This is a genomic window from Gracilibacillus suaedae, assembly GCF_017599345.1.
In the GTDB taxonomy this organism is placed as follows: domain Bacteria; phylum Bacillota; class Bacilli; order Bacillales; family Amphibacillaceae; genus Gracilibacillus; species Gracilibacillus suaedae.
In genome coordinates, this window is the sequence record NZ_JAGFVL010000042.1 from 21748 (window position 1) to 42013 (window position 20266).

General features: G+C 37.4%; 22 protein-coding genes. 18 read left to right on the top strand and 4 right to left on the bottom strand.

Going from position 1 to position 20266, the window contains the following annotated elements; translation table 11 throughout:
- Nucleotides 1–147: 147 nt before the first annotated feature.
- A complete protein-coding gene (locus J5J03_RS12425; protein ID WP_208589936.1) occupies nucleotides 148–1551 on the bottom strand; it encodes a sensor histidine kinase in 1404 nt (467 codons plus the stop codon).
- On the bottom strand, nucleotides 1541–2236 hold the full coding sequence (locus J5J03_RS12430) for a response regulator transcription factor (RefSeq protein ID WP_208589937.1): 696 nt from the start codon (nucleotides 2234–2236) through the stop codon (nucleotides 1541–1543). The genes J5J03_RS12425 and J5J03_RS12430 overlap by 11 nt, the downstream gene beginning before the upstream one ends.
- Before the next feature lie 325 nt (nucleotides 2237–2561).
- Here J5J03_RS12430 and qoxA point away from each other — a divergent pair, with 325 nt between their 5' ends.
- Genes qoxA through qoxD form a run of 4 tightly spaced genes read left to right on the top strand, consistent with a single transcriptional unit; the run spans nucleotide 2562 to nucleotide 6442 of the window.
- Entirely contained in the window at nucleotides 2562–3578 is a 1017-nt protein-coding gene (gene qoxA / locus J5J03_RS12435) for a cytochrome aa3 quinol oxidase subunit II (RefSeq protein WP_208589939.1), read from the top strand.
- A gap of 18 nt (nucleotides 3579–3596) precedes the next feature.
- On the top strand, nucleotides 3597–5543 hold the full coding sequence (qoxB, locus tag J5J03_RS12440) for a cytochrome aa3 quinol oxidase subunit I (protein WP_208589941.1): 1947 nt from the start codon (nucleotides 3597–3599) through the stop codon (nucleotides 5541–5543).
- On the top strand, nucleotides 5540–6136 hold the full coding sequence (gene qoxC / locus J5J03_RS12445; RefSeq protein ID WP_208589943.1) for a cytochrome aa3 quinol oxidase subunit III: 597 nt from the start codon (nucleotides 5540–5542) through the stop codon (nucleotides 6134–6136). The genes qoxB and qoxC overlap by 4 nt, the downstream gene beginning before the upstream one ends.
- Nucleotides 6137–6442, top strand: coding sequence for a cytochrome aa3 quinol oxidase subunit IV (gene qoxD, locus J5J03_RS12450; RefSeq protein ID WP_208589944.1), 306 nt, complete (start codon nucleotides 6137–6139; stop codon nucleotides 6440–6442). It begins immediately after the preceding gene.
- Nucleotides 6443–6529: 87 nt separating this feature from the next.
- Here qoxD and J5J03_RS12455 read toward each other — a convergent pair whose 3' ends face one another.
- Nucleotides 6530–7114 carry an HAD family hydrolase gene (locus tag J5J03_RS12455; RefSeq protein WP_208589945.1) on the bottom strand — a complete coding sequence of 195 codons (585 nt, stop codon included), beginning with the start codon at nucleotides 7112–7114 and terminating at the stop codon, nucleotides 6530–6532.
- A 69-nt stretch (nucleotides 7115–7183) separates the two neighbouring features.
- On the opposite strand from J5J03_RS12455, the gene J5J03_RS12460 reads away from it, so the two are divergent.
- The 9 genes from J5J03_RS12460 to J5J03_RS12500 all read left to right on the top strand — a co-directional run bounded on the left by J5J03_RS12460 (nucleotide 7184) and on the right by J5J03_RS12500 (nucleotide 14396).
- The gene (locus J5J03_RS12460; RefSeq protein WP_208589946.1) at nucleotides 7184–8188 is read left to right on the top strand and encodes a DoxX family membrane protein; all 1005 of its coding nucleotides are present in this window, start codon (nucleotides 7184–7186) and stop codon (nucleotides 8186–8188) included.
- A gap of 85 nt (nucleotides 8189–8273) precedes the next feature.
- Complete coding sequence (locus tag J5J03_RS12465) at nucleotides 8274–9116, top strand: DegV family protein (protein ID WP_208589947.1); 843 nt, start codon at nucleotides 8274–8276, stop codon at nucleotides 9114–9116.
- Between the two features lie 631 nt (nucleotides 9117–9747).
- Nucleotides 9748–10884: a trans-sulfuration enzyme family protein gene (locus J5J03_RS12470; protein ID WP_208589948.1), complete on the top strand. Its 1137-nt coding sequence runs from the start codon at nucleotides 9748–9750 to the stop codon at nucleotides 10882–10884.
- A gap of 9 nt (nucleotides 10885–10893) precedes the next feature.
- Nucleotides 10894–11649 (top strand): (S)-benzoin forming benzil reductase, encoded by a 756-nt coding sequence (locus J5J03_RS12475; protein WP_208589949.1) that lies wholly within the window; start codon nucleotides 10894–10896, stop codon nucleotides 11647–11649.
- Between the two features lie 87 nt (nucleotides 11650–11736).
- Nucleotides 11737–11841 carry a YjcZ family sporulation protein gene (locus J5J03_RS12480; RefSeq protein ID WP_018933651.1) on the top strand — a complete coding sequence of 35 codons (105 nt, stop codon included), beginning with the start codon at nucleotides 11737–11739 and terminating at the stop codon, nucleotides 11839–11841.
- A gap of 213 nt (nucleotides 11842–12054) precedes the next feature.
- A complete protein-coding gene (map, locus tag J5J03_RS12485; protein WP_208589951.1) occupies nucleotides 12055–12816 on the top strand; it encodes a type I methionyl aminopeptidase in 762 nt (253 codons plus the stop codon).
- A gap of 21 nt (nucleotides 12817–12837) precedes the next feature.
- Nucleotides 12838–13551 carry an AzlC family ABC transporter permease gene (locus J5J03_RS12490; protein WP_208589953.1) on the top strand — a complete coding sequence of 238 codons (714 nt, stop codon included), beginning with the start codon at nucleotides 12838–12840 and terminating at the stop codon, nucleotides 13549–13551.
- Complete coding sequence (locus tag J5J03_RS12495) at nucleotides 13551–13844, top strand: AzlD domain-containing protein (RefSeq protein WP_208590011.1); 294 nt, start codon at nucleotides 13551–13553, stop codon at nucleotides 13842–13844. Before J5J03_RS12490 ends, J5J03_RS12495 begins: the two co-directional genes overlap by 1 nt.
- An 18-nt stretch (nucleotides 13845–13862) precedes the next feature.
- Nucleotides 13863–14396: a GNAT family N-acetyltransferase gene (locus J5J03_RS12500; protein ID WP_208589956.1), complete on the top strand. Its 534-nt coding sequence runs from the start codon at nucleotides 13863–13865 to the stop codon at nucleotides 14394–14396.
- A gap of 235 nt (nucleotides 14397–14631) precedes the next feature.
- Here the strand turns inward: J5J03_RS12500 and J5J03_RS12505 are convergent, their stop codons facing one another.
- Nucleotides 14632–15507, bottom strand: coding sequence for a cation diffusion facilitator family transporter (locus tag J5J03_RS12505; protein ID WP_208589957.1), 876 nt, complete (start codon nucleotides 15505–15507; stop codon nucleotides 14632–14634).
- Between the two features lie 219 nt (nucleotides 15508–15726).
- On the opposite strand from J5J03_RS12505, the gene J5J03_RS12510 reads away from it, so the two are divergent.
- The 5 genes from J5J03_RS12510 (at nucleotide 15727) to J5J03_RS12530 (ending at nucleotide 20165) form a co-directional block, all read left to right on the top strand.
- On the top strand, nucleotides 15727–15972 hold the full coding sequence (locus J5J03_RS12510; RefSeq protein ID WP_208589958.1) for an IDEAL domain-containing protein: 246 nt from the start codon (nucleotides 15727–15729) through the stop codon (nucleotides 15970–15972).
- A 496-nt stretch (nucleotides 15973–16468) separates the two neighbouring features.
- Nucleotides 16469–17278 (top strand): M15 family metallopeptidase, encoded by an 810-nt coding sequence (locus J5J03_RS12515; RefSeq protein WP_208589959.1) that lies wholly within the window; start codon nucleotides 16469–16471, stop codon nucleotides 17276–17278.
- A 165-nt stretch (nucleotides 17279–17443) separates the two neighbouring features.
- On the top strand, nucleotides 17444–18304 hold the full coding sequence (gene yabG / locus J5J03_RS12520; RefSeq protein WP_208589960.1) for a sporulation peptidase YabG: 861 nt from the start codon (nucleotides 17444–17446) through the stop codon (nucleotides 18302–18304).
- Between the two features lie 178 nt (nucleotides 18305–18482).
- Entirely contained in the window at nucleotides 18483–19868 is a 1386-nt protein-coding gene (gene fumC, locus J5J03_RS12525) for a class II fumarate hydratase (protein ID WP_208589961.1), read from the top strand.
- A 93-nt stretch (nucleotides 19869–19961) separates the two neighbouring features.
- The gene (locus tag J5J03_RS12530) at nucleotides 19962–20165 is read left to right on the top strand and encodes an alpha/beta-type small acid-soluble spore protein (RefSeq protein WP_018933661.1); all 204 of its coding nucleotides are present in this window, start codon (nucleotides 19962–19964) and stop codon (nucleotides 20163–20165) included.
- The last annotated feature ends 101 nt before the right edge of the window (nucleotides 20166–20266 follow it).

Sequence of the window (20266 nt, forward strand, 5' to 3'; positions counted from 1 at the left end):
TGCGTTATATTGTAAAAAAATGCCCATTTTTCGATGCTGGTAGTTAAAATGGACAGGAAATTAGCTTTATGTTTGACGAACAACGGAATAAAAGTCCGCTTCTATATAAACTAAGGTATATTCTATCTTCTACTTGATGTAAAATAATTAATCATTTAGTTGTTCTCCCTTTGGCAAGCGTAAGGTGATCGTTGTTCCTTTATTTAATTCACTATCAACATGAATGTCTCCTTCATGCATTTCTACTAGATTTTTTACAATGGCTAATCCTAAGCCGGTACCGCCATTTGCTCGGGAACGGGATTTATCTACACGGTAAAAGCGCTCAAACAGGTAAGGTATGTCCTCTTTTTTAATTCCAATTCCTGTATCTTTCACCTGCATAATGACGTCATTACGTTCCTCTGTTACCGTTAATGTAATACTGCCTTTTTCTGTGTAGCGAACGGCATTTTCGACTAAATTGGTTAACACTTGATCAAGTCTGTTTTTATCTGCGAATAAAAAGACGGTACTGTCGGGTATGTCAAGATGTAAGGAAAGTCCCTTCTCAGAAGCCCTGAACTGTGAGCGTCTTATCATTTCTTCTGCTAATTTATTAATATTGATATCTTCTTTATTTAAATCAATTTTTCCTTCTTCAATTTTGGATAAGTCTGTGAGATCGTCCATTAAATTACTAATATGATCTGTTTCATTTTCGATAATTTCAAGGAATTCATCCCGTTCTTCTTTACTTTGATACATCTCGTGGCGAACGGCGTTGGCATATCCTTTTACATAAGTTAATGGTGTCTTCAATTCATGTGTAATATTCGAGAAAAATTCATTGCGGTTTGTCTGATAGCGTTCCAATGTTTCGGATAAATGGTTGATGGCATGGGCCAAAGAACCAATTTCGTCCGTCGCTTTATAATCTACACGTAAAGAGAAATTCTTTTTTTCTGCAATTTGTTTTGCGACTTTCTCCATTGCGATTAAAGGTGCACCTAATTTTTTCGATATAAAGAAGGTGAACCCTATTGCTAAGGCAACTGCTCCGAGACTTGCCAATATCACAAAAAAGATAATATTATGAATTGAATTACTAATAAGTCCGAATGAAGAGAATAAAACGACACTCCCTTGGATAGTATCCTGATTCGCGATCGGCTGGGCTACTTTTAAATAAGTTGTACTGTTAAACGTGTAATCTTCTACGATAGTTTCCCCGGCTTCTAGCTGTTTAATTTGCGGATTTGCGAGTACTTCATCGGTAATATCATTGTGCCAGTTAGTTTGCAAAACTGTTTCCCCATTTTGGTCGAGAATCACCGCACTTGTATCGGTCATATCAGCGAGGTGTTCCAATAGCTGAAGATTTTCTGGATCATCGATACTGTTTACTTGTGTGGCATATTTTTCTGACAGCTGTACAAGCTGTTGCTCGGTCTCATTCATCGAGTAGTTTAAAATAAGTTGTAAAATAATATACCCAAGTGGAATTAAAATAATAAGTTGTAAAAATAAGATGGTCGCTCCAAGCTTGAAAACAACACTATTAAGTTTCATCGTGATCCTCCCGATTAAATTTGTAACCAACACCCCAAACCGTTTCTATCGGCTGATCGGTAATGCCGGCTTTCTTCAATTTATCTCTGACATAACGTACATGTGAATCGACTGTCCGAATATCGACAACCTCATCTAAGCCCCAAATTAAATCCAATAGTTGTTCCCGGGTGTATACCCGGTTGGGGTGGGATGCCATTAAATAAAGTAAATCAAATTCTTTAGGACTGTATTTGACATCTTTACCATTAACTGCAACAGTGTGGGAAACAGGATCGATCTTTAAATCTTTGAACTGGATGATTGTTGTCTGCACTTCTTCTTTTTGAAAATGCCGGAGTTGCACATGAATCCTCGCTAACAACTCTTCCGGTTCGAAAGGCTTAACTACATAATCATCTGCTCCAATTGTTAGACCTTCTACTTTTTGAGAGGTTTCATTTAACGCGGTAAGTAAGATGATCGGCACACCTGGTTTAAGTTTTTTCATTTGTTTACATGCTTCTATACCGTCTAATTCAGGCATCATAATATCTAACAAGACAAGGTCAACCTCATGATGTTTTAACGCATTGATCGCTTCGTTGCCATTTTCTGCTTCTATCAGTTGAAAATCTTTTCTTAAATATAAGGTTAACATGGTTCTCATTTGTTGTTCGTCATCGGCAAGTAATATTGTCTTCATAGTTATCCCTCTCAAACTTCAATTTTGTCTCTACTCAAATAGTATAGAAAAATCCGCTATTAGTAAAATGGATGATGTTATCACGGTGCTAATCGTCTGTAGGATCCCAAATTCAAACTTCAAGTAAAGTGAAGATAACAGATGCTATCACCCTGCAGCGGATGTTCATAGTCTCACTTTATTTTGAACAAATTATGACATTTATAGCTTCATCATACTTTCATCACATTTAGCTGTCAAAATGTAAAACAGATGTAATTTTACTTATCAAACAAAAGGGTATGTAAAGTAATAGAAATGTTCTTTAGACGAAAGGAGAAACACCATGAATGCAATGAAGAAGCTCATATATGCTCTCACTTTATTGTTAATTCCTGTTTTGCTTGCAGGCTGTGAATCAAAACTGCTCGTATTTGATCCTAAAGGGCCGATTGCAAGAAGCTTAACAGATTTAATTGTGTATTCGATTATCTTTATGTTAGTCATTGTAGTCGTTGTTTTTGTGTTATTTGGCTACATTGTTTGGAAATACCGAGCGCGCAAAGACGATGGTGACTTCGAACCAGAAGAAGAAAAAGGAAACCATCTTCTTGAAATAACTTGGTTTACGATCCCGGTACTTATCGTTATAGCCTTAATGATCCCCACAACGAAGACCATCTATGAAGTGGAGGATGTTCCGCAAGGCTATGAAGAGGAAGAGCCGCTTGTTATTCATGTTACATCAGCGGATTGGAAATGGATATTCAGTTATCCAGATCAAGATATCGAGACAGTAAACTACATTAATATTCCAGAAGATCATCCTGTTCAATTTAAAATGACTTCAGCTGGAACGATGCAATCATTCTGGGTACCGGAACTTGCAGGGCAAAAGTATACGATGGCTAATATGCAAACAAACCTTTACATGGTAGCAGATCAGCCTGGTTCTTATTACGGAAGAAATACTAGCTTCAATGGTAGAGGCTATGCCCATATGGAATTTGAAGTTCAAGCACAAACTCGGGAAGACTTTAACAAATGGGTAAATGATGTGAAAAATACAGCAAATGAGCTATCAGAAGATACTTATAGTCAAATATTAGAGCCAGGTGTATTAGGTCGTATGACTTTTAATGGTACGCATTTAGACTGGATTGATCATGCACATGGTGGTTCTGAACAGTATATTGACCCGGAAAAATATCAGCTTAAGCACGGTGAACATGATGACATTCATCAAGATATAGACGAGGATAGAGAAGCCGATAGTACGGAGCAAGATACAGAGAGTCATGAACATGATCATGAAGAAATGGAACACAGTGATTCTGAAACAACAGATCACTCACATCATTAATAAGAGGTGGTGAACGACATGTCATTAGATGAATTTTTTGTTACTGGTGATCCTTTAATTTTGGCATCACAAATCGCAATTGGTCTGACAATGATTGGTCTAATTGCTTTAATTACGTATTTAAAAAGATGGAAATGGTTGTGGAACGAATGGTTTACAACTGTTGATCATAAAAAAATCGGGATTATGTATATTTTAGCTGGAGTGCTCATGTTCTTCAGAGGCGGTGTGGATGGTCTTTTAATGAAGGCACAAACTTCTAGACCAGAGTTAGATATATTGAATGCACAGCATTATGATGAAATATTTACAACACATGGTGTCATCATGATTCTGTTTATGGCGATGCCGATGTTGATTGGTATTATGAACGTCGTTATTCCGTTACAAATAGGAGCACGAGATGTGGCATTTCCGAAACTGAATGCTTTCAGTTTTTGGACTTTCTTTGCAGGTGCGATGTTGTTTAACCTTTCATTTGTTATTGGTGGTTCACCTGATGCAGGCTGGACATCTTACTTCCCATTAGCAGGTAAAGAATTTACGCCTGGCGTCGGAAATAACTATTATGCTGTTTCCCTGCAAATTGCCGGTATTGGTACATTAGCAACAGGTATTAACTTTATAGTAACGATAATGAAAATGCGTGCACCAGGTTTGTCATGGATGAAGCTACCAATATTTACGTGGTCAACGTTTATCACGTCAATTATTATTGTGGCAGCATTCCCGATCCTAACAATTGCATTACTTTTCATGACATTAGATCGATTATTTGGTACACACTTTTTCACTGTTGCAGCTGGCGGAGATCCGATGCTATGGTTGAACCTGTTCTGGCTATGGGGACATCCAGAGGTATATATTGTGGTATTACCGGCATTTGGTATGTTCTCGGAAGTCATTGCAACTTTCTCAAGAAAGAATTTGTATGGATATAAATCGATGGTATTTGCAGTAGCAGGTATTGCTTTCCTAAGTATGCTCGTGTGGGTACACCACTTCTATACAATGGGGAACAGTGCAGCGGTAAACTCAATCTTCTCCCTTACAACGATGATGATTGCGATACCTACGGGTGTGAAGATATTTAACTGGTTATTTACAATGAGGAAAGGTCGAATTGAATTTTCTACTGCTATGTTATGGTCATTAGCATTTATTCCATGTTTCACTATTGGTGGGGTAACTGGTGTTATGCTAGCTATGGCAGCGGCAGATTATCAATATCATAATACGATGTTCTTAGTGGCACACTTCCACTATGTATTGATTCCGGGAGTAGTATTTGCGGTATTTGCGGCATTATACTACTGGTGGCCAAAAATGTTTGGCTTCAAGCTTAATGAAAAAATCGGTAAATGGCATTTCTGGTTATTTGTGATTGGCTTTAATATGACATTTATGCCAATGTTCTTTGTTGGACTAGACGGTATGTCTCGTCGTATGTACACTTATGCAGAAAGTACTGGATGGGGTGCATGGCTAGGTTTCTCAGCTGTTGGTTCACTAGTGATGGCAGCTGGATTTGCAGCATTATGTTACAACATTTATTGGAGTTTCCGATATGCTTCCAGAAATGTAGGAAGCGATCCATGGAACGCTCGTACACTAGAGTGGGCAACTGCTTCACCTGCACCACATTACAATTTTGCGGTTGTTCCACAAGTCGAACAATTAGATGACTTCTGGTACAAGAAGAAAAAAGGTGAAACAGGTTTAAAGAAAAAAGACTTAAAACCTGTTCATATGCCAAGTAATTCATGGACGCCAATCGTTTTAGCAGCAGCATTTGGTGTAGTTGGATTTTTCCTAGTCTTTGAATGGTTTACGTTGGCAATTGTCGCTTCGATTGGTATTGTGATTGGTTTGATTGCTAATAGTTTCGATTACGATGACGGATATCATATACCAGTTGAAGAGTTGGAGAAGGAAGAAAGAGAGTGGAGAGGTGATTTACAATGACATCCCATACGACACCGTTAGAATATCAATCAAAACAAACTCAAATGAATATTTTAGGTTTTTGGATCTTTCTTGGTGCTGAAATTGTTCTTTTCTCCACATTGTTTGCTTCTTACTTCGTATTAGAGCATAACACAGCCAGTGGACCAGCTGGTCAAGACATCTTTATTCTAAAAGATGTCTTGATCCAAACCTTTATTTTGTTAACAAGTAGTTTTACCAGTGGATTAGCAATTCATTCGATGCGTAATCAGGATAAAAGAGGATTACTAATTTGGATGATTGTGACTTTACTACTAGGAGCAGGCTTCCTATATATGGAGATTAATGAATTTATTCATTACGTTCATGAAGGTGCAACGATTCAAACCAGTGGATTTACTGCTGCATTATTTACACTACTAGGTACACACGGAGCACACGTGACTTTCGGGATTATTTGGATTAGTTTATTACTTGTGCAGCTCGTTCGTCGTGGTATTACGGTACAAACATCAAGTAAGTTATTTATTGCAAGTTTATACTGGCACTTTTTAGATGTTGTGTGGATCTTCATTTTCACATTTGTCTACTTGAAAGGAATGGTGATGTAAATGAGTGCAAAATCTCAAGGTTTTCCATGGAATTTGTTAGTTGGGTTCATTTTGTCAATTGCACTAACATTACTAGCCGTTTTTGTAGCAATTTACACTGACTTTTCTAATCATGTAATTCTGTGGGTTCTCGGAGTACTGGCGATATTTCAGGCGATCATCCAACTCTTTATGTTCATGCACGTGACAGAAGGAAAAGAAGGAATTATTAATGTCATCAATATGGTTAATAGTATCATTCTGGCATTAATTATCGTCTTTGGTTCTATTTGGGTATTAACCTCAGGACACGCATCCTTACATTAAGCAATAAACAGGGGCTACCGAAATCACTTGGTTTTGGGAAGCCCCTTTCTTTTAGTTAAAACTGAAGTAAATTACAAAAGTTGATAATTAAACACTAGATAAAAACTGATCTACTTGTGCAATCCATTTATTGTCTGAATCTGCATGTATGGTTTGCCACCCTAGTTCTCTTGCGGGAGCCAAATTTTCCTTTTTGTTATCAACGAATAAAATAGGGCGATTGCTATCTAATTGTTTATGACAAATTTCATATATATCTTGTTCTGGCTTAGCTACACCAACATTTGCAGAAACAGTGGTACTAGTCAAAAAAGGGTGAAGCCGATTGATAATTGGTTGGAGCCATTCTGTTCGATGGTTACTCAAAATATGTATATCGCTTATAGTATTCCATTTTTCAATATGCTGGATACCTTCTAGTTCGACTAGACTTTTCTGCATAACTATTTGCAAATATTCTAGGTTGATTTTGGGGAAAGTATAGCTGAGCCATTGCCAAAAGTCACGCTCGGAAATATCACCTTGCCATAACTGTTTACGAATTTCTGTTTTATAAATGGCTCGTATTTTATCATAAGGAAGACCTGCCTGATTAACGAGTTCTTCCCAAAAAAGATCCAAATCGGTAGCAAGGACTCCACCAACATCTAATACAAGTTGAAATTTATTCAAGATTATATCTGTTCCTTTCTTCCATATGATATGATTAGCATCAGACATTCTATTCAAAGGAGAAGAGCCATGTTATTACGTAGAAAAGGACTACTATCATTCTTTATAGCACTTTTATTAGCAACGCCAATTACTACTTTTGCTCATGTAAAATGGTTTGCCGAAGTCGAGCCGGAAAAAGTTCCGATTGAGCAAATACTATCCCCATTTTTTATTACATTTGCAATTGTAGTAGCAGTTACTTTAGCTATTTTATCACAAGTAATGGATTATTTTTTGAAAATACCGTATGCAACGAAGGTAGACGAATTTCTTAATGGTATTCGCCAATATTCTCGTCATATTCTGAAATATGGTACAGCAATTGCATTCATTATTCAATTAGTTTCAGGAACAATGTTTGCTCCTGAGTTTGAAATAACAGCTTCCTGGCAAATAATAATAATGGGGATTATTATTATCTCCCTATTAATCCCTCACCATATCAGTACGAAAGTGGCTGCCTTTTTCATGCTAGCACTGTTTATTACGGTATGGCAAGATTATGGCTGGTTTTACATGTTGGATTATGGCTTTTATTTAGCAATTATTTTTGTATTATTTATTGGAAAAACAAAGCTGGAAGGCTGGGGGTTTCCATTCTTGTATTTGGGAACAGGATTAAGTCTTTGTTGGGTCGCGGTGGAAAAATGGGTGTACCCGGCTATGTCATTGGATATTGTCGTGAATCATCATGTACCAACCTTTGGCTTTGATCCAGAAGTTTTTATTGTAATGGCCGCTTTTGTTGAATTTGTGGTTGGATATTTATTAGTTGTAGGGATTTTAAATCGAATTCTTGGTTTGGTTGTTACACTGATCTTTATCTCCACAACATTACTATTCGGTATGACGGAAATTATCGGTCACGCGATGATTCACATTGTATTAATTATCTTTATTATTGAAGGTGTATCATTTTATGATCCGCCGATTCGTATACATAAGACAAAAGTGGATCAATTTGTCTTTGTGTTCTTAAACTTTATTTTGGTGTTAGCTACTTTTATCTTAATTTATTTCCGTTTTGCGTAATTTGTCGATTTACTTGACTTCTAATATCAAGTAAAATAGACGCTAATACGATTGCACACATTGTGTAGGAAAAGGGGCGAATATTTTGAAAAAAATTGCATGGATTACGGACAGCTCATGTGGTTTAGATAGAGAATATGCGGAACAACATGATATTTTCATTATTCCTTTAAATGTAATCATCAATGGTAAAACATATAGAGAAGAAGTGGATTTAACGAAAGAAGCTTTTTATCAAATGTTAAAGGAGCACGGTGACGATGCCAAAACAAGTCAACCTGCTTATGGTGACTTCATTACTTTATATGAGCGTTTAAAAGAGGAATATGATTTTGGTATAGCGATTCATGCTTCTAGTCAGCTTACCGGGACATACCAAAGCTCGATTTCCGCATCTGAGATGGTTGGCTTTGATGTGGAAGTGATTGATTCGAAAATTGGTGATTTTGCGTTAGGCAAAATGATACAAAATGGTGTGCAAATGGCAAAGAGTGGACATAGTGTAACTGATATTGTCCAACAATTAAGATCATATCCAGCATTTGCCCAGATGTATCTCATGCCGCAAAGTTTTGACCAGCTAAGGAAAAGCGGTAGAGTGAGTGCGGCACAATCTATATTTGCGTCATTATTAAACATTCACTTAATACTTGGCTTTGATGATGGAAAGGTTGTTGTCAAAGATAAAGTACGTATTAAAAAACGAGCGAAACGAAAAATGTTTCAATTATTGGATGATGCAATGGAGAAATATCATTTAAAAGAAATTTGTATATTACACGCGGGTGTCAAAGACCAAGCACATAAATGGAAAGATGAAATTGAAAAACTGCATGCGGAACTGAAAGTTAACATTCAAACCCTCGTTCCAGTAGCAGGTGTCCACACCGGTCACGGTACCATGTGTTTGGCATGGTTAAGGGACTAAACTATGAGCGTTAAATAGCTGCACGTTATCCATAAACTGCGCAGTAACTGGATATGGATTTGCGTTGTTCTATCCTGTTTTTTGAGAAGTGTTGTCATTCGCTCCGGCAGAATACTGCGCTTTCCATGGGCACGGCCTCAGCCTCCACGGAAAGCAAAAATCGCTTTCCTGCGGGGTCTTCAGACTCGTGCTGTTCCCATAGGAGTCTCCGTATTCTGTCTCCGCTAAGCGTAGTGTTCTGATTTTCGAAAGAAGAGAACTTTTGGTAGATATATTCTGTGAATTTCTTCTTACTTGATAAGAAATACACACTAAGCTGCGGAAAAATGCGACACTCCTGGGGGAACAGCGCGAGCCGAAGATCCACTTGGTGAAGTGATGTTCTTCACCAAGTTAGCTGAGGCCGTGCCCCCGGAAAGGGAGTGTTTTTCCGCAGCGACGAATGAGCACGCAACTTCAGAAGAATGGAAGAAAGCTCACTAAACAGAGTTTTCACTACTTCGCAGTATATATCTACTCTGTATTTAACAAAATGAAGGATCGGGTTTTTCTTAATTGGAAAAACTTGATTTTTGCGTTAAAGTAGTATTAGAAAAAAGTCAGAATGTTTAGATAGAGAGGACGAGCAACAATGGGACAAGGATTTGATACGAAATCTGTGCACGTAACAATGAAAAGAAAAGAAAGTGTACCAACAAAAGTAACACCGATTCATCAAACATCAGCTTTCACTTTCGAAAACTTAGAAGATATTGAGAATTTCTATAAGGGTGAACGAGAATATTTGTATACGAGAGTAGGCAACCCCAACACAGATGAGCTAGGTCATGCTGTAGCCAAATTAGAGGCAGCACCAGCAGGAATCGCTTCTTCTTCAGGACTGTCAGCAATCATGGTTGGAATTCTTTCAATTGCAAAAGCTGGAGATCATATTATAGCGTCTGAAGACTTATATGGCGGTACGTATGAATTGCTAGCAAATGAACTAACCGCATTTGGTATTGAAGTAAGTTTTGTCTCCTTCGAAAATGGTTTGGAACAGGATATTCGAGAAAATACAGTATTACTATATACCGAATCGATTACCAATCCGCTTTTACGAGTTGAAAATTTAGAAAGGGTAGTCGAAACTGCCAAGAAGCATAACTTGAAGACAATGATAGATAACACATTTGCCACTCCTTATTTAGTACAACCTTATGCATTGGGAGTTAATCTTGTTGTACATAGTGCAACCAAATATCTAGGTGGACATAGTGATATTACAGCGGGTGTATTAGTAGGTGACGAAGATTTAATTGCAAAAGCCAAAACAAAAATGGTCAATTTAGGCTCCAATTTAAGCCCATTTGAAGCATGGTTAACAGTAAGAGGTCTCAAAACATTAAGTGTCCGTATGGAGCGTCATGTAAAAAATGCAGCTAAATTAGCAGATGCACTAGCTGAACATCCAGCTATAGATAAGGTCTATTATCCAGAATTTGTTTCAGAAAAAGGAAATGGTGCGATTGTAACGATCGACATTACGAACAAAGCGGATATTGCAACTTTTTTTGAATCACTGGATTGGATTAAAATTGTAGCAACATTGGCAGGAGTAGAAACAACGGTGTCCTACCCGATTGCTACTTCCCATCGTAGTTTGCCGGAGTCGTCCCAAGAAACATTAGGTATTACTAAGGGGTTAGTCAGAATTTCTGTTGGTATTGAAGATGTAGAGGATATTATTTCTACAATGAAACAAGCTTTAGATCAATCAAAAAAATGAGGTGATCATTTGAAATATGCTGTTATAACAGGAACGTCAAAAGGTCTTGGTGCATCGATAGCAAAACAGTTAATGGAAGCTTCTGTTCATGTAATAGGACTTGCCAGAGGAAAAAATCAAGAACTGCAAAATGCTGATTTACCAGGAAGCTATAAGCATTATCAAGTCGACTTATCCGATATCGAACAAACAGAAGCAACATTTCAAAGCATCATTTCTTTTTTGAAGGAGCAGCCAGTGGAATCATTGCAATTAGTGCAGAATGCAGCATTAGTCTCGCCGATTGAACAAGCAGGGAAACAAGACATTGCACAGTTAACTAACCATGTCCATGTCAATCTATTAGCCCCAATGGTAGTGACTAATTTATGGTTGGATGCCTGGCGTGACACAGACTTATCATTAGTTATTGCTAATGTAACTTCAGGAGCAGCCAATCGATCCGTATACGGCTGGAATGCATATGGAAGCACAAAAGCAGGACTGGATCGTTACACGAATACAGTAGCATTGGAACAAGAAACATTAGGCACTGGTCATAAAATATTTCTATTTGATCCGAGTATTATGGATACAGATATGCAAGGTGAAATTCGTTCTGCAGATCCAAGTCAGTTTGTAGATGTTGATCAATTTAAAAATTATAAAACAGAAAACAAACTCCGTGACACGGATGTAGTCGCAAAAGTATTAATAGATCGTTTGTTAGATGAAGCTTCGATTCAGAACGGGGAGTATTACAGTGTCAAAGATATTTTTAAGTAGGTTATCACCCATTTTCCGTTATAACACTGACCAATTTCATTCCTCTTACATAGTTTATAAGTGTAAGTATTATAAGGAGGGATATAGATGGGTGCACAACAATATGGTTACGGCTCAGGTTTTGCGCTAATCGTCGTGTTGTTTATTCTCTTAATCATCATTGGTGCTTCTTGGGGATACGGCGCGTACTAATTTAACAAGAAAATAGGCTTTCTTAACAGCTAGCCTGACAAAACATGAACCCGTTTCATTACAAGAATGAAACGGGTTTTTAAAATATATTAAACTTGTCCATATTTCAATTACTCCAAAAGGCAAGAGTATTTTCTTACACATCTTTTCAGCAAAATATGATAAACTTTATAGAGATGAAAATTGGCAAAGGATTCAGAAAGGAAGTTTTAAATGATCACTAGAAAAAGTAAACGTGAAATAGATATGATGCACGATGCTGGTAAATTACTGGCACGTTGTCATAAAGAAATTGCAAAGCGAATTAAACCAGGCGTAACAACAAAAGAAATAGATGAATTTGTTGACTCCTTTTTAGCAGAACATGGCGCAACTCCAGAACAAAAAGGATACAACGGTTATCCATATGCTACTTGTGCTTCTATAAATGATGAAATTTGCCATGGCTTTCCACGTGATGAAAAGCTAGTGAATGGTGATATTGTGACGATCGATATGGTTGTCAACCTCAATGGTGGTTTAGCAGATTCTGCATGGACATATGTAGTAGGTGAACCAGATGAAAAAACAAAGAATTTATTAGAAGTAACCAAAACTTCCCTATATAAAGGTATTGAACAAGCAATGCCGGGAAATCGAATCGGTGATATTGGTCATGCTATTCAACAATATGCGGAAGCAGAAGGCTATTCAGTAGTTCGTGAGTTTACAGGGCATGGAATTGGTCCGACGATTCATGAAGATCCACAAATTCCGCATTTTGGTTTGGCTGGCAAAGGACCGCGTCTTAAAGAAGGTATGGTTATTACGATCGAGCCAATGATTAATGAAGGTGTATGGCAAAGTAAAATGGATGATAACAATTGGACTGCACGTACGGTTGATGGGGAACGTTCGGCGCAATTTGAACATACATTAGTGATTTCTAAAGAAGGGCCAATTATCTTAACAGATCAGGACCATATCGAAGCATAAGCTAAAGGGGAAAAAGTTGTAATGGACCTAGAGGAGAAACAGTTAATCAAGATGCAGGTAAGAGATGGATTCATTGCCGGATCACCAATTGTTGTGGGCTATTTACCGATAGCCATTGCTTACGGTGTTTTAGCGAAGCAGGCTGGGATGACATTAATGGAGCTTACTGGTATGAGTCTCCTTGTCTATGCTGGTGCAGCTCAATTTATGGGAGCAGGTATGATTGGTCTTGGTGTCAGTGCTCTAGAGATTATCATTGCGACGTTCGTTTTAAACTTCCGTCATTTTGTCATGAGCCTATCTTTTATTAACCAAATTAAGCATTATGCACGGAAGTGGAAATTTGGTTTATCATTGGGTTTAACTGATGAAACCTTTTCTGTTTCATCTATTTATAAAAAGCAGGAAAATCAGGCATATGGATACTTTTTCTATGGAACGATTATGCTTACTTCCTATCTATCTTGGGTTTTGGGCTCGTTCCTTGGTGGCATGCTCGGTGACATCATTCCTCAAAACCTAAGTCAGAGTATGGGTGTTGCGCTATATGCGATGTTTATTGGATTACTGATTCCCTCGATACGAAAATATAAACGGATTGCAGTTATAAGTATTGCTGCAATGTTGATCAACTATATAGTAAGCCCATACATAGGAGATGGATGGGGAATTGTAGTTGGTACTGTCTTAGGTGCATTTATCGGTATTTTCGTATTAGAGGAGGAGAAAATATGATGATATGGGTTATTATTATTGGAATGGCACTTGTCACAGTGATTCCCCGAATAATTCCTGCTTTTATCGTTGATTTTATTCAATTTCCCGATTGGGTGAATAAGTGGTTACAAGCCATTCCATATGCCGCATTAGGTGCACTCATATTTCCTGGAATTATGACAGTCATACCAGACCAGCCATATATTGGTGTCGTTGCAGGAATAGTGGCAATTTTGCTGGCTTGGCTCCGAATTCATGTTATTTTTGTTGTATTAAGTGCGATTTTAACAGTGTTTCTTTTAACCATTTAAATGTTAGGGTGTTAACACATGTATCATATTAGAAAAGCACGTATTGAAGACGCGCAAGCTATTGCAGAGGTTCATGTACATAGCTGGAAAGCTACTTATCAGAATTTAATCAATGAACAAGATTTATCCAATACAACAGTTGAACATCGGCAAATATATTGGGAAACCATACTGAAGTTACCGCGACAACAACAACCAGTAACAGTGATTGAGGAAGAGGGAGAAATTGTCGGATTTATTTCAGGAGGTAAAGAAAGAACCGATCGCTTTGGGTATGATGGGGAAATTTTTGCGATTTATTTATTACCATCCCATCAGAGAAAAGGACTAGGGAAACGTTTGTTAAAAGCTTTCGCGGAAGAAATGAAAGAATTAGGCTATCAGTCATTATTAATTTGGGTATTAACAAACAACCCAACTCATCAGTTTTATTTACAATTTGGAGCTGAGAAAATCGAGCAAGAGCAAACAACGATTGGCTATGGCACATATCAGGAAACAGCATACGGTTTTGTGAATATTGACTCTCTCTTAGCTAAAGTGAGACTATGATCAGTGGGAAATTTGACCTCAGCTGATCAATAGCAAAACTTATCAAAGCGTAGGTGCTTAAGGACGTTAGTACCGTTATAAATGAATTGCAAAAGGACTGTAACCTATTTAAATTTGGTTACAGTCTTTTTTAGTATATCTGCTGTTTGAAAAAAGGGAAAATGGCAAGGTGGAATTTGATGAAGGGAGGTTTATAATCTCCCCCCCTTCCTGTTATAGTATGTGCTAAAAGACATCATTGTTCTTCTTCATACGGTTCAATATGAATATGGGCATGTGGTACATCATGCTTTTCTTTTAAGTTTTCCTCAATACGATCTGTAATATCGTGACTTTCTTCCACGGTCATATGTGGTTCTACATAAATAGTTGCTTCAATCAAGGCTTGATTCCCATGCAATCTTCCTTTTACATCTTTAATCTCTAATACATCAGGATGGTCATGGATACTTTTTTTGATTTGATCTAATTCTTTTGGTTGAAACCCATCAGTTAGTGTATGTGTAGCTTCTCTAAAAATATCCCAGGCTGTTTTACAAATAATCAAACCTACAATTGCACCGGCTAGCGGATCAAGCCAGTATATTTGAAATTGGGCCCCGATAATTCCGACAAATGCCCCAATACTTACAAGTGCGTCAGATTTATTATCTTGAGCGGCTGCTTGAAGTGCGCTACTATTGATTCTTTTCCCCAAGCGTAAATTATATAGATATACAATAAACATAACAATTGCTGCCCCTAAAGCTGTCCAAGCTGTTAACATATCTGGCTGTGAAAAGTCGCCAGCAAGAATAGATTGGAGTGTATCAAATAGTACTTGGATACCAACCATCATCATAATGAAGGCAGCTATCAGTGAAGCAATCATTTCTGCGCGGAAGTGTCCGTAATGGTGATCTTCATCTGGTGGTTTCCGAGATATTTTTAAACCGATTAAAACAGCTACTGATGCGACAACGTCAGTAGCGTTATTTAAGCCATCAGCACGTAAAGCGGAGGAATTACCAATGGTGGCAATGACTAATTTAACAGTGGCTAGCAAGATATATGTGATAATACTAAGCCATGCCCCTTTTTCTCCTTCTTTGTATTTATGATATTGATCCATAAGCGTCCTCCGATGTTTCTTATAGTAAGATAAGCTTATCAAATGAAAGTGTTTTACGTCTACTTTTAGTGTTTCCCAATCGCTAAAAAAATTGCTAAAAAGCATTACCATACGTTTAAGATAACCATTTTCAGGGAAGATGTTTAATAACCATTAACAAAAAGTATTTTTCGTCATAAAATGGTATTCAAGAAGAGTTTAGAAAGGGAGGCGTGCTTCATGAAAAAACATAAGGTGAGTTATCAATTGAAAGTGTTCCATATGAATCCAAATTCGGTACTTAGAGCTAGAAGAGAGATTCCGTATGAAATTCGTTTAGCGTCACAGCTTGTATTGGACGATCTTTGTTTTACTTGGAATAAGGCACGCTTGGAAGAAGAAATAAACCAATCTATCGATGATAACAATAAAGAAACATTCAAAAAATTGAGTGAAACATATAACAGCTATATATGGGAATCATAAGCGTTTACCTCGTTCGTTAAATCGACGAGGTTTTTTATTTTACATAATCCATATACTTCGCAGTAACGATTTGCTCTCTTCCATTCTTCCTTTGAGAATGCTGACAAATCGCTCCGGCAGAATACTTCGTTGGGAACAAGTGCAACATCTAATCAAACAAAAATTACTTTCGTAGTGTTTTCTATGCTGTCTTGTGAACCTCACGGAAGGAGATATCCCCGGAAGCGCCGTCCTGTTCCGAGGAAAAAGTCTTCCCTTCCGAGGATAATCGACTATATCCATGGAAGGGAAGGAGATATCCCCGGAAGCGCCGTCTTGTTCCGAGGAAAAAAGTCTTCTCTTCGAGGATAATTACTTCAAACAGAATTTTCATTACTTGTTGCAGTTTGTATCTACTACACCTTTTTAACAGTTATTTTAATTCTCTCCATCTATATGGATTCTGTATAAAATATGTTATAGTAATAATAGTTGTCATATGGAAAGGGTTATAAAAATGAAAAAAGCTGCAATTTTTACCTTGCTAATAACTTTCTTGATTGGATGTCAACAAGAAAACTTTTTAGCACAACAGACAGAAAAAAGAGAAACTCAACATGATTATAAGGAAGAACCAGAATCTTTTGTCCAAGTGGAAGAAGAGGATGAAGAGCAAGGAGAAGAAGGTATAGAAGAAGAGCAGGAAAATGAACAAATCGATGAAAATAAAGATAATACACTGACAGTTATCGATAATCCTGAAAGTGTATCACTTGTTGTCAATAAACAGCGAAAATTACCAGACGGTTTCGAACCGGATGACTTAGTGGAGGCGAATGTTCCTTACCATGCAGCAGAAGGGGATCCGAAGCGTTTAATACGAAAAGTAGCAGCAGATGCACTGGAGGACCTTTTTGCAGCCGCAAAGGAAGATGGCTTAGAACTAGTAGCTGTTTCAGGGTATCGCTCCTATGACCGTCAGAAACAAATATATGAATATAATGTTGAAACAAAAGGTCAAGATCATGCGGATAAATTCTCTGCCAAACCTGGAACAAGCGAGCATCAGACAGGGTTAGCAATGGATGTTGCCTCAGCAGCATTAGTGGCTGTTTTGGAACAAAGTTTTATTGAAACAGAGGAAGGCCAATGGCTAGAAGATCATGCCCATGAACATGGGTTTATCATTCGTTATCCAGAAGGAAAAGAAGACATTACTGGATACAGTTACGAACCATGGCATTTACGTTACGTAGGAAAAGAAACAGCGACAGAAATTTATCAAGCACAAGTAACACTAGAAGAATACTTTGGTCTTTATCCTTAAACCAAGAAGATTTAGCTTCTTGGTTTTTTACATTAGCTAGCGTATGATAAAACTTGATCCTGTAGATAAAGTTGGGTGTGTTAGTCGCTTGCGTTTTTGGTCTTATTCACCAAAAACACTAGCTTCACATAACCTATAGTAGCAAGCTCATTATGGGGTGATTTGGTGAAGCTGATGACAGGAATGCTTGTGACACGATATTCTTATAAACATGATATCGTTTTTCGTATCAAAAATATAAATGATGATAAGGTATTACTACACGGAGAAGATTTACGTTTAGAAGCAGATGCACCTGTTGATGATCTTCGTATTTTACCAGAAGAAGATATCAGAAAAAGACAGGATGAAATAAAAGAAAAAGAAGAGTATTCATATCGTCTTTTTCGTCAAGATTATCAACTAATGAAAGAAAAAAAAGATTATGAGCATAAAAAAATAGAGCCACGTAATATTCAACGATTTCAATTACCAGTAAAAGTACTACACATTGATGGTGATCGACTTTATTTAAAGAAATGCATTGAATTATATCAGCGATTAGGATTGCAAGTGCATGGTGTGTATGTGCAAGAAAAGGAATTACCCATTGAAATGGAAGACCTAGTAAAAAAAGTGCAGCCAGAGATTATCGTTATTACCGGTCATGATGCTTATTCAGAATCAAAGGGCAGTAAAAAAGATATGTCAGCATACCGAAATACACGCTTTTTTGTCGAAGCTGTACGTCAAGCGAGAGCATGGTCTCCCAATCTGGATCAATTAATTATTTTTGCAGGGGCATGTCAATCACACTTCGAATCACTTATTCGCGCAGGGGCTAATTTTGCAAGCTCACCAGATCGCGTCAATATTCATGCGTTAGATCCCGTCTATGTTGTAGCAAAAGTAGCCTACACACCTTTTATGGATAAAGTGAATGTTTATGATGTGTTAAAAAACACACTTACTGGTGAAAAAGGGCTCGGGGGAATGGAAACAAGGGGGCTTTATCGTACCGGTATACCTTATGTAGAGACAAAATAGTTTTGTCTCTATTTTTTTTGCTTTTTTTGATACAATATAAAGGGAAACTTATCAAGGTGTTAGGGAACGTTATCTCCCAACTTAGAGCTTTTATGACTTGGTCTAAATTTTAAGTGGGGGATTTTACGGACTCTTGGCCTCGTGATAAATGAAGATTACATAAGGGGGAGAATGTTTAATGGATTATCGTATTGAACGTGATACTATCGGTGAAATGAAGGTGGCAAAAGATAAGTATTGGGGAGCGCAAACACAGCGAAGTAAAGAAAATTTTCCAATCGGTAGTGAGACAATGCCAACAGAAATTATTGAAGGCTTTGCAATTTTAAAAAGAAGTGCAGCTATTGTAAATAGCGAACTAGGTTTAATGGAACAATTGAAAGCGGATGCGATTAAACACGCTGCAGACCGCATTTTAGCTGGTGAATTATATGAGCACTTCCCATTAGTAGTATGGCAAACAGGTAGTGGTACACAATCCAATATGAACGTTAATGAAGTGATTGCTTATGTAGGAAATCTGTGGTTAAAGGAACAAAATAGTGATGTTACATTACATCCAAATGATGATGTCAATAAATCACAAAGTTCCAATGACACCTATCCAACCGCTTTACATATTGCTGCTGTTCGTAAATTGGAGGACGTTGTTTTACCTGCATTAGCAACTTTAAAAGCAACAGTAAAAGAAAAGATGGAAGCGTTTGATGATATTGTGAAAATTGGACGTACACACCTGCAAGATGCTACTCCATTAACGTTAGGACAAGAGATTAGTGGCTGGCATCGCATGCTGGAAAAAACAGAATCGATGATCAAAGACAGTATTCCCTATGTGAAAGAATTGGCTATTGGTGGTACTGCTGTTGGTACCGGATTAAATGCTCATCCGGAATTTTCAGAGCGTGTAACAGCAAAAATCAGTGCATATACCGGAAAAGATTTTGTTTCTGCACCAAATAAATTCCATGCATTGACAAGTCATGATGAGTTAGTCTATGCACACGGAGCATTAAAAGGATTAGCTGCAGACTTGATGAAAATAGGTAACGATGTGCGCTGGTTAGCTAGTGGCCCTCGTTGTGGAATTGGTGAAATTACGATTCCTGCTAATGAACCAGGAAGCTCGATTATGCCTGGTAAAGTTAATCCGACACAAAGTGAAGCAATTACCATGGTAGCTACACAAGTGATGGGAAATGATACAGCGATTGGTATTGCTGCAAGTCAAGGTAATTTTGAATTAAATGTTTTTAAACCAGTTATTGCCTATAACTTCTTGCAATCTGCCCAACTATTAGCAGATAGTATGCTATCATTTAATGATCGTTGTGTTGTCGGAATAGAGCCAAACCATGAACAAATTGAGAAAAACTTAAATGACTCACTCATGTTAGTAACAGCACTTAATCCGCATATCGGCTATGAGAATGCGGCAAAGATTGCCAAAAAGGCATTTGCTGATAATACAACATTAAAAGAAGCTGCAGTTGAATCAGGCTTGTTGACAGCTAAGCAATTTGATGAGTGGATCAAGCCAGAAGAAATGACTTATCCAAAATAAACACGTTGGATTTGTTGCTAGAAATTGCTAACAAAATTAAAGCATATTGATCTCCTTTTTGTTCACAATATGGGGTACAGGAGGTGATCAAAGATGGCAACTAACAATTCAAATCAATTAGTTGTTCCTGGAGTAGAGCAAGCACTAGATCAAATGAAATATGAGATTGCACAAGAATTTGGTGTAAACTTAGGTGCAGATTCTACTTCTCGTGCTAACGGTTCTGTTGGTGGAGAAATCACAAAACGTTTAGTAACAATGGCTGAACAACAATTTGGTGGAAACCAACAACAATAATTGAATAATAAGGAGAAGGAGACGCTTATTTAAGTGTCTCCTTTTTACAGATTAAGAATTTATAAAAGAAGTTGTAAGGCAATGAAAAAAGTACAAAATAT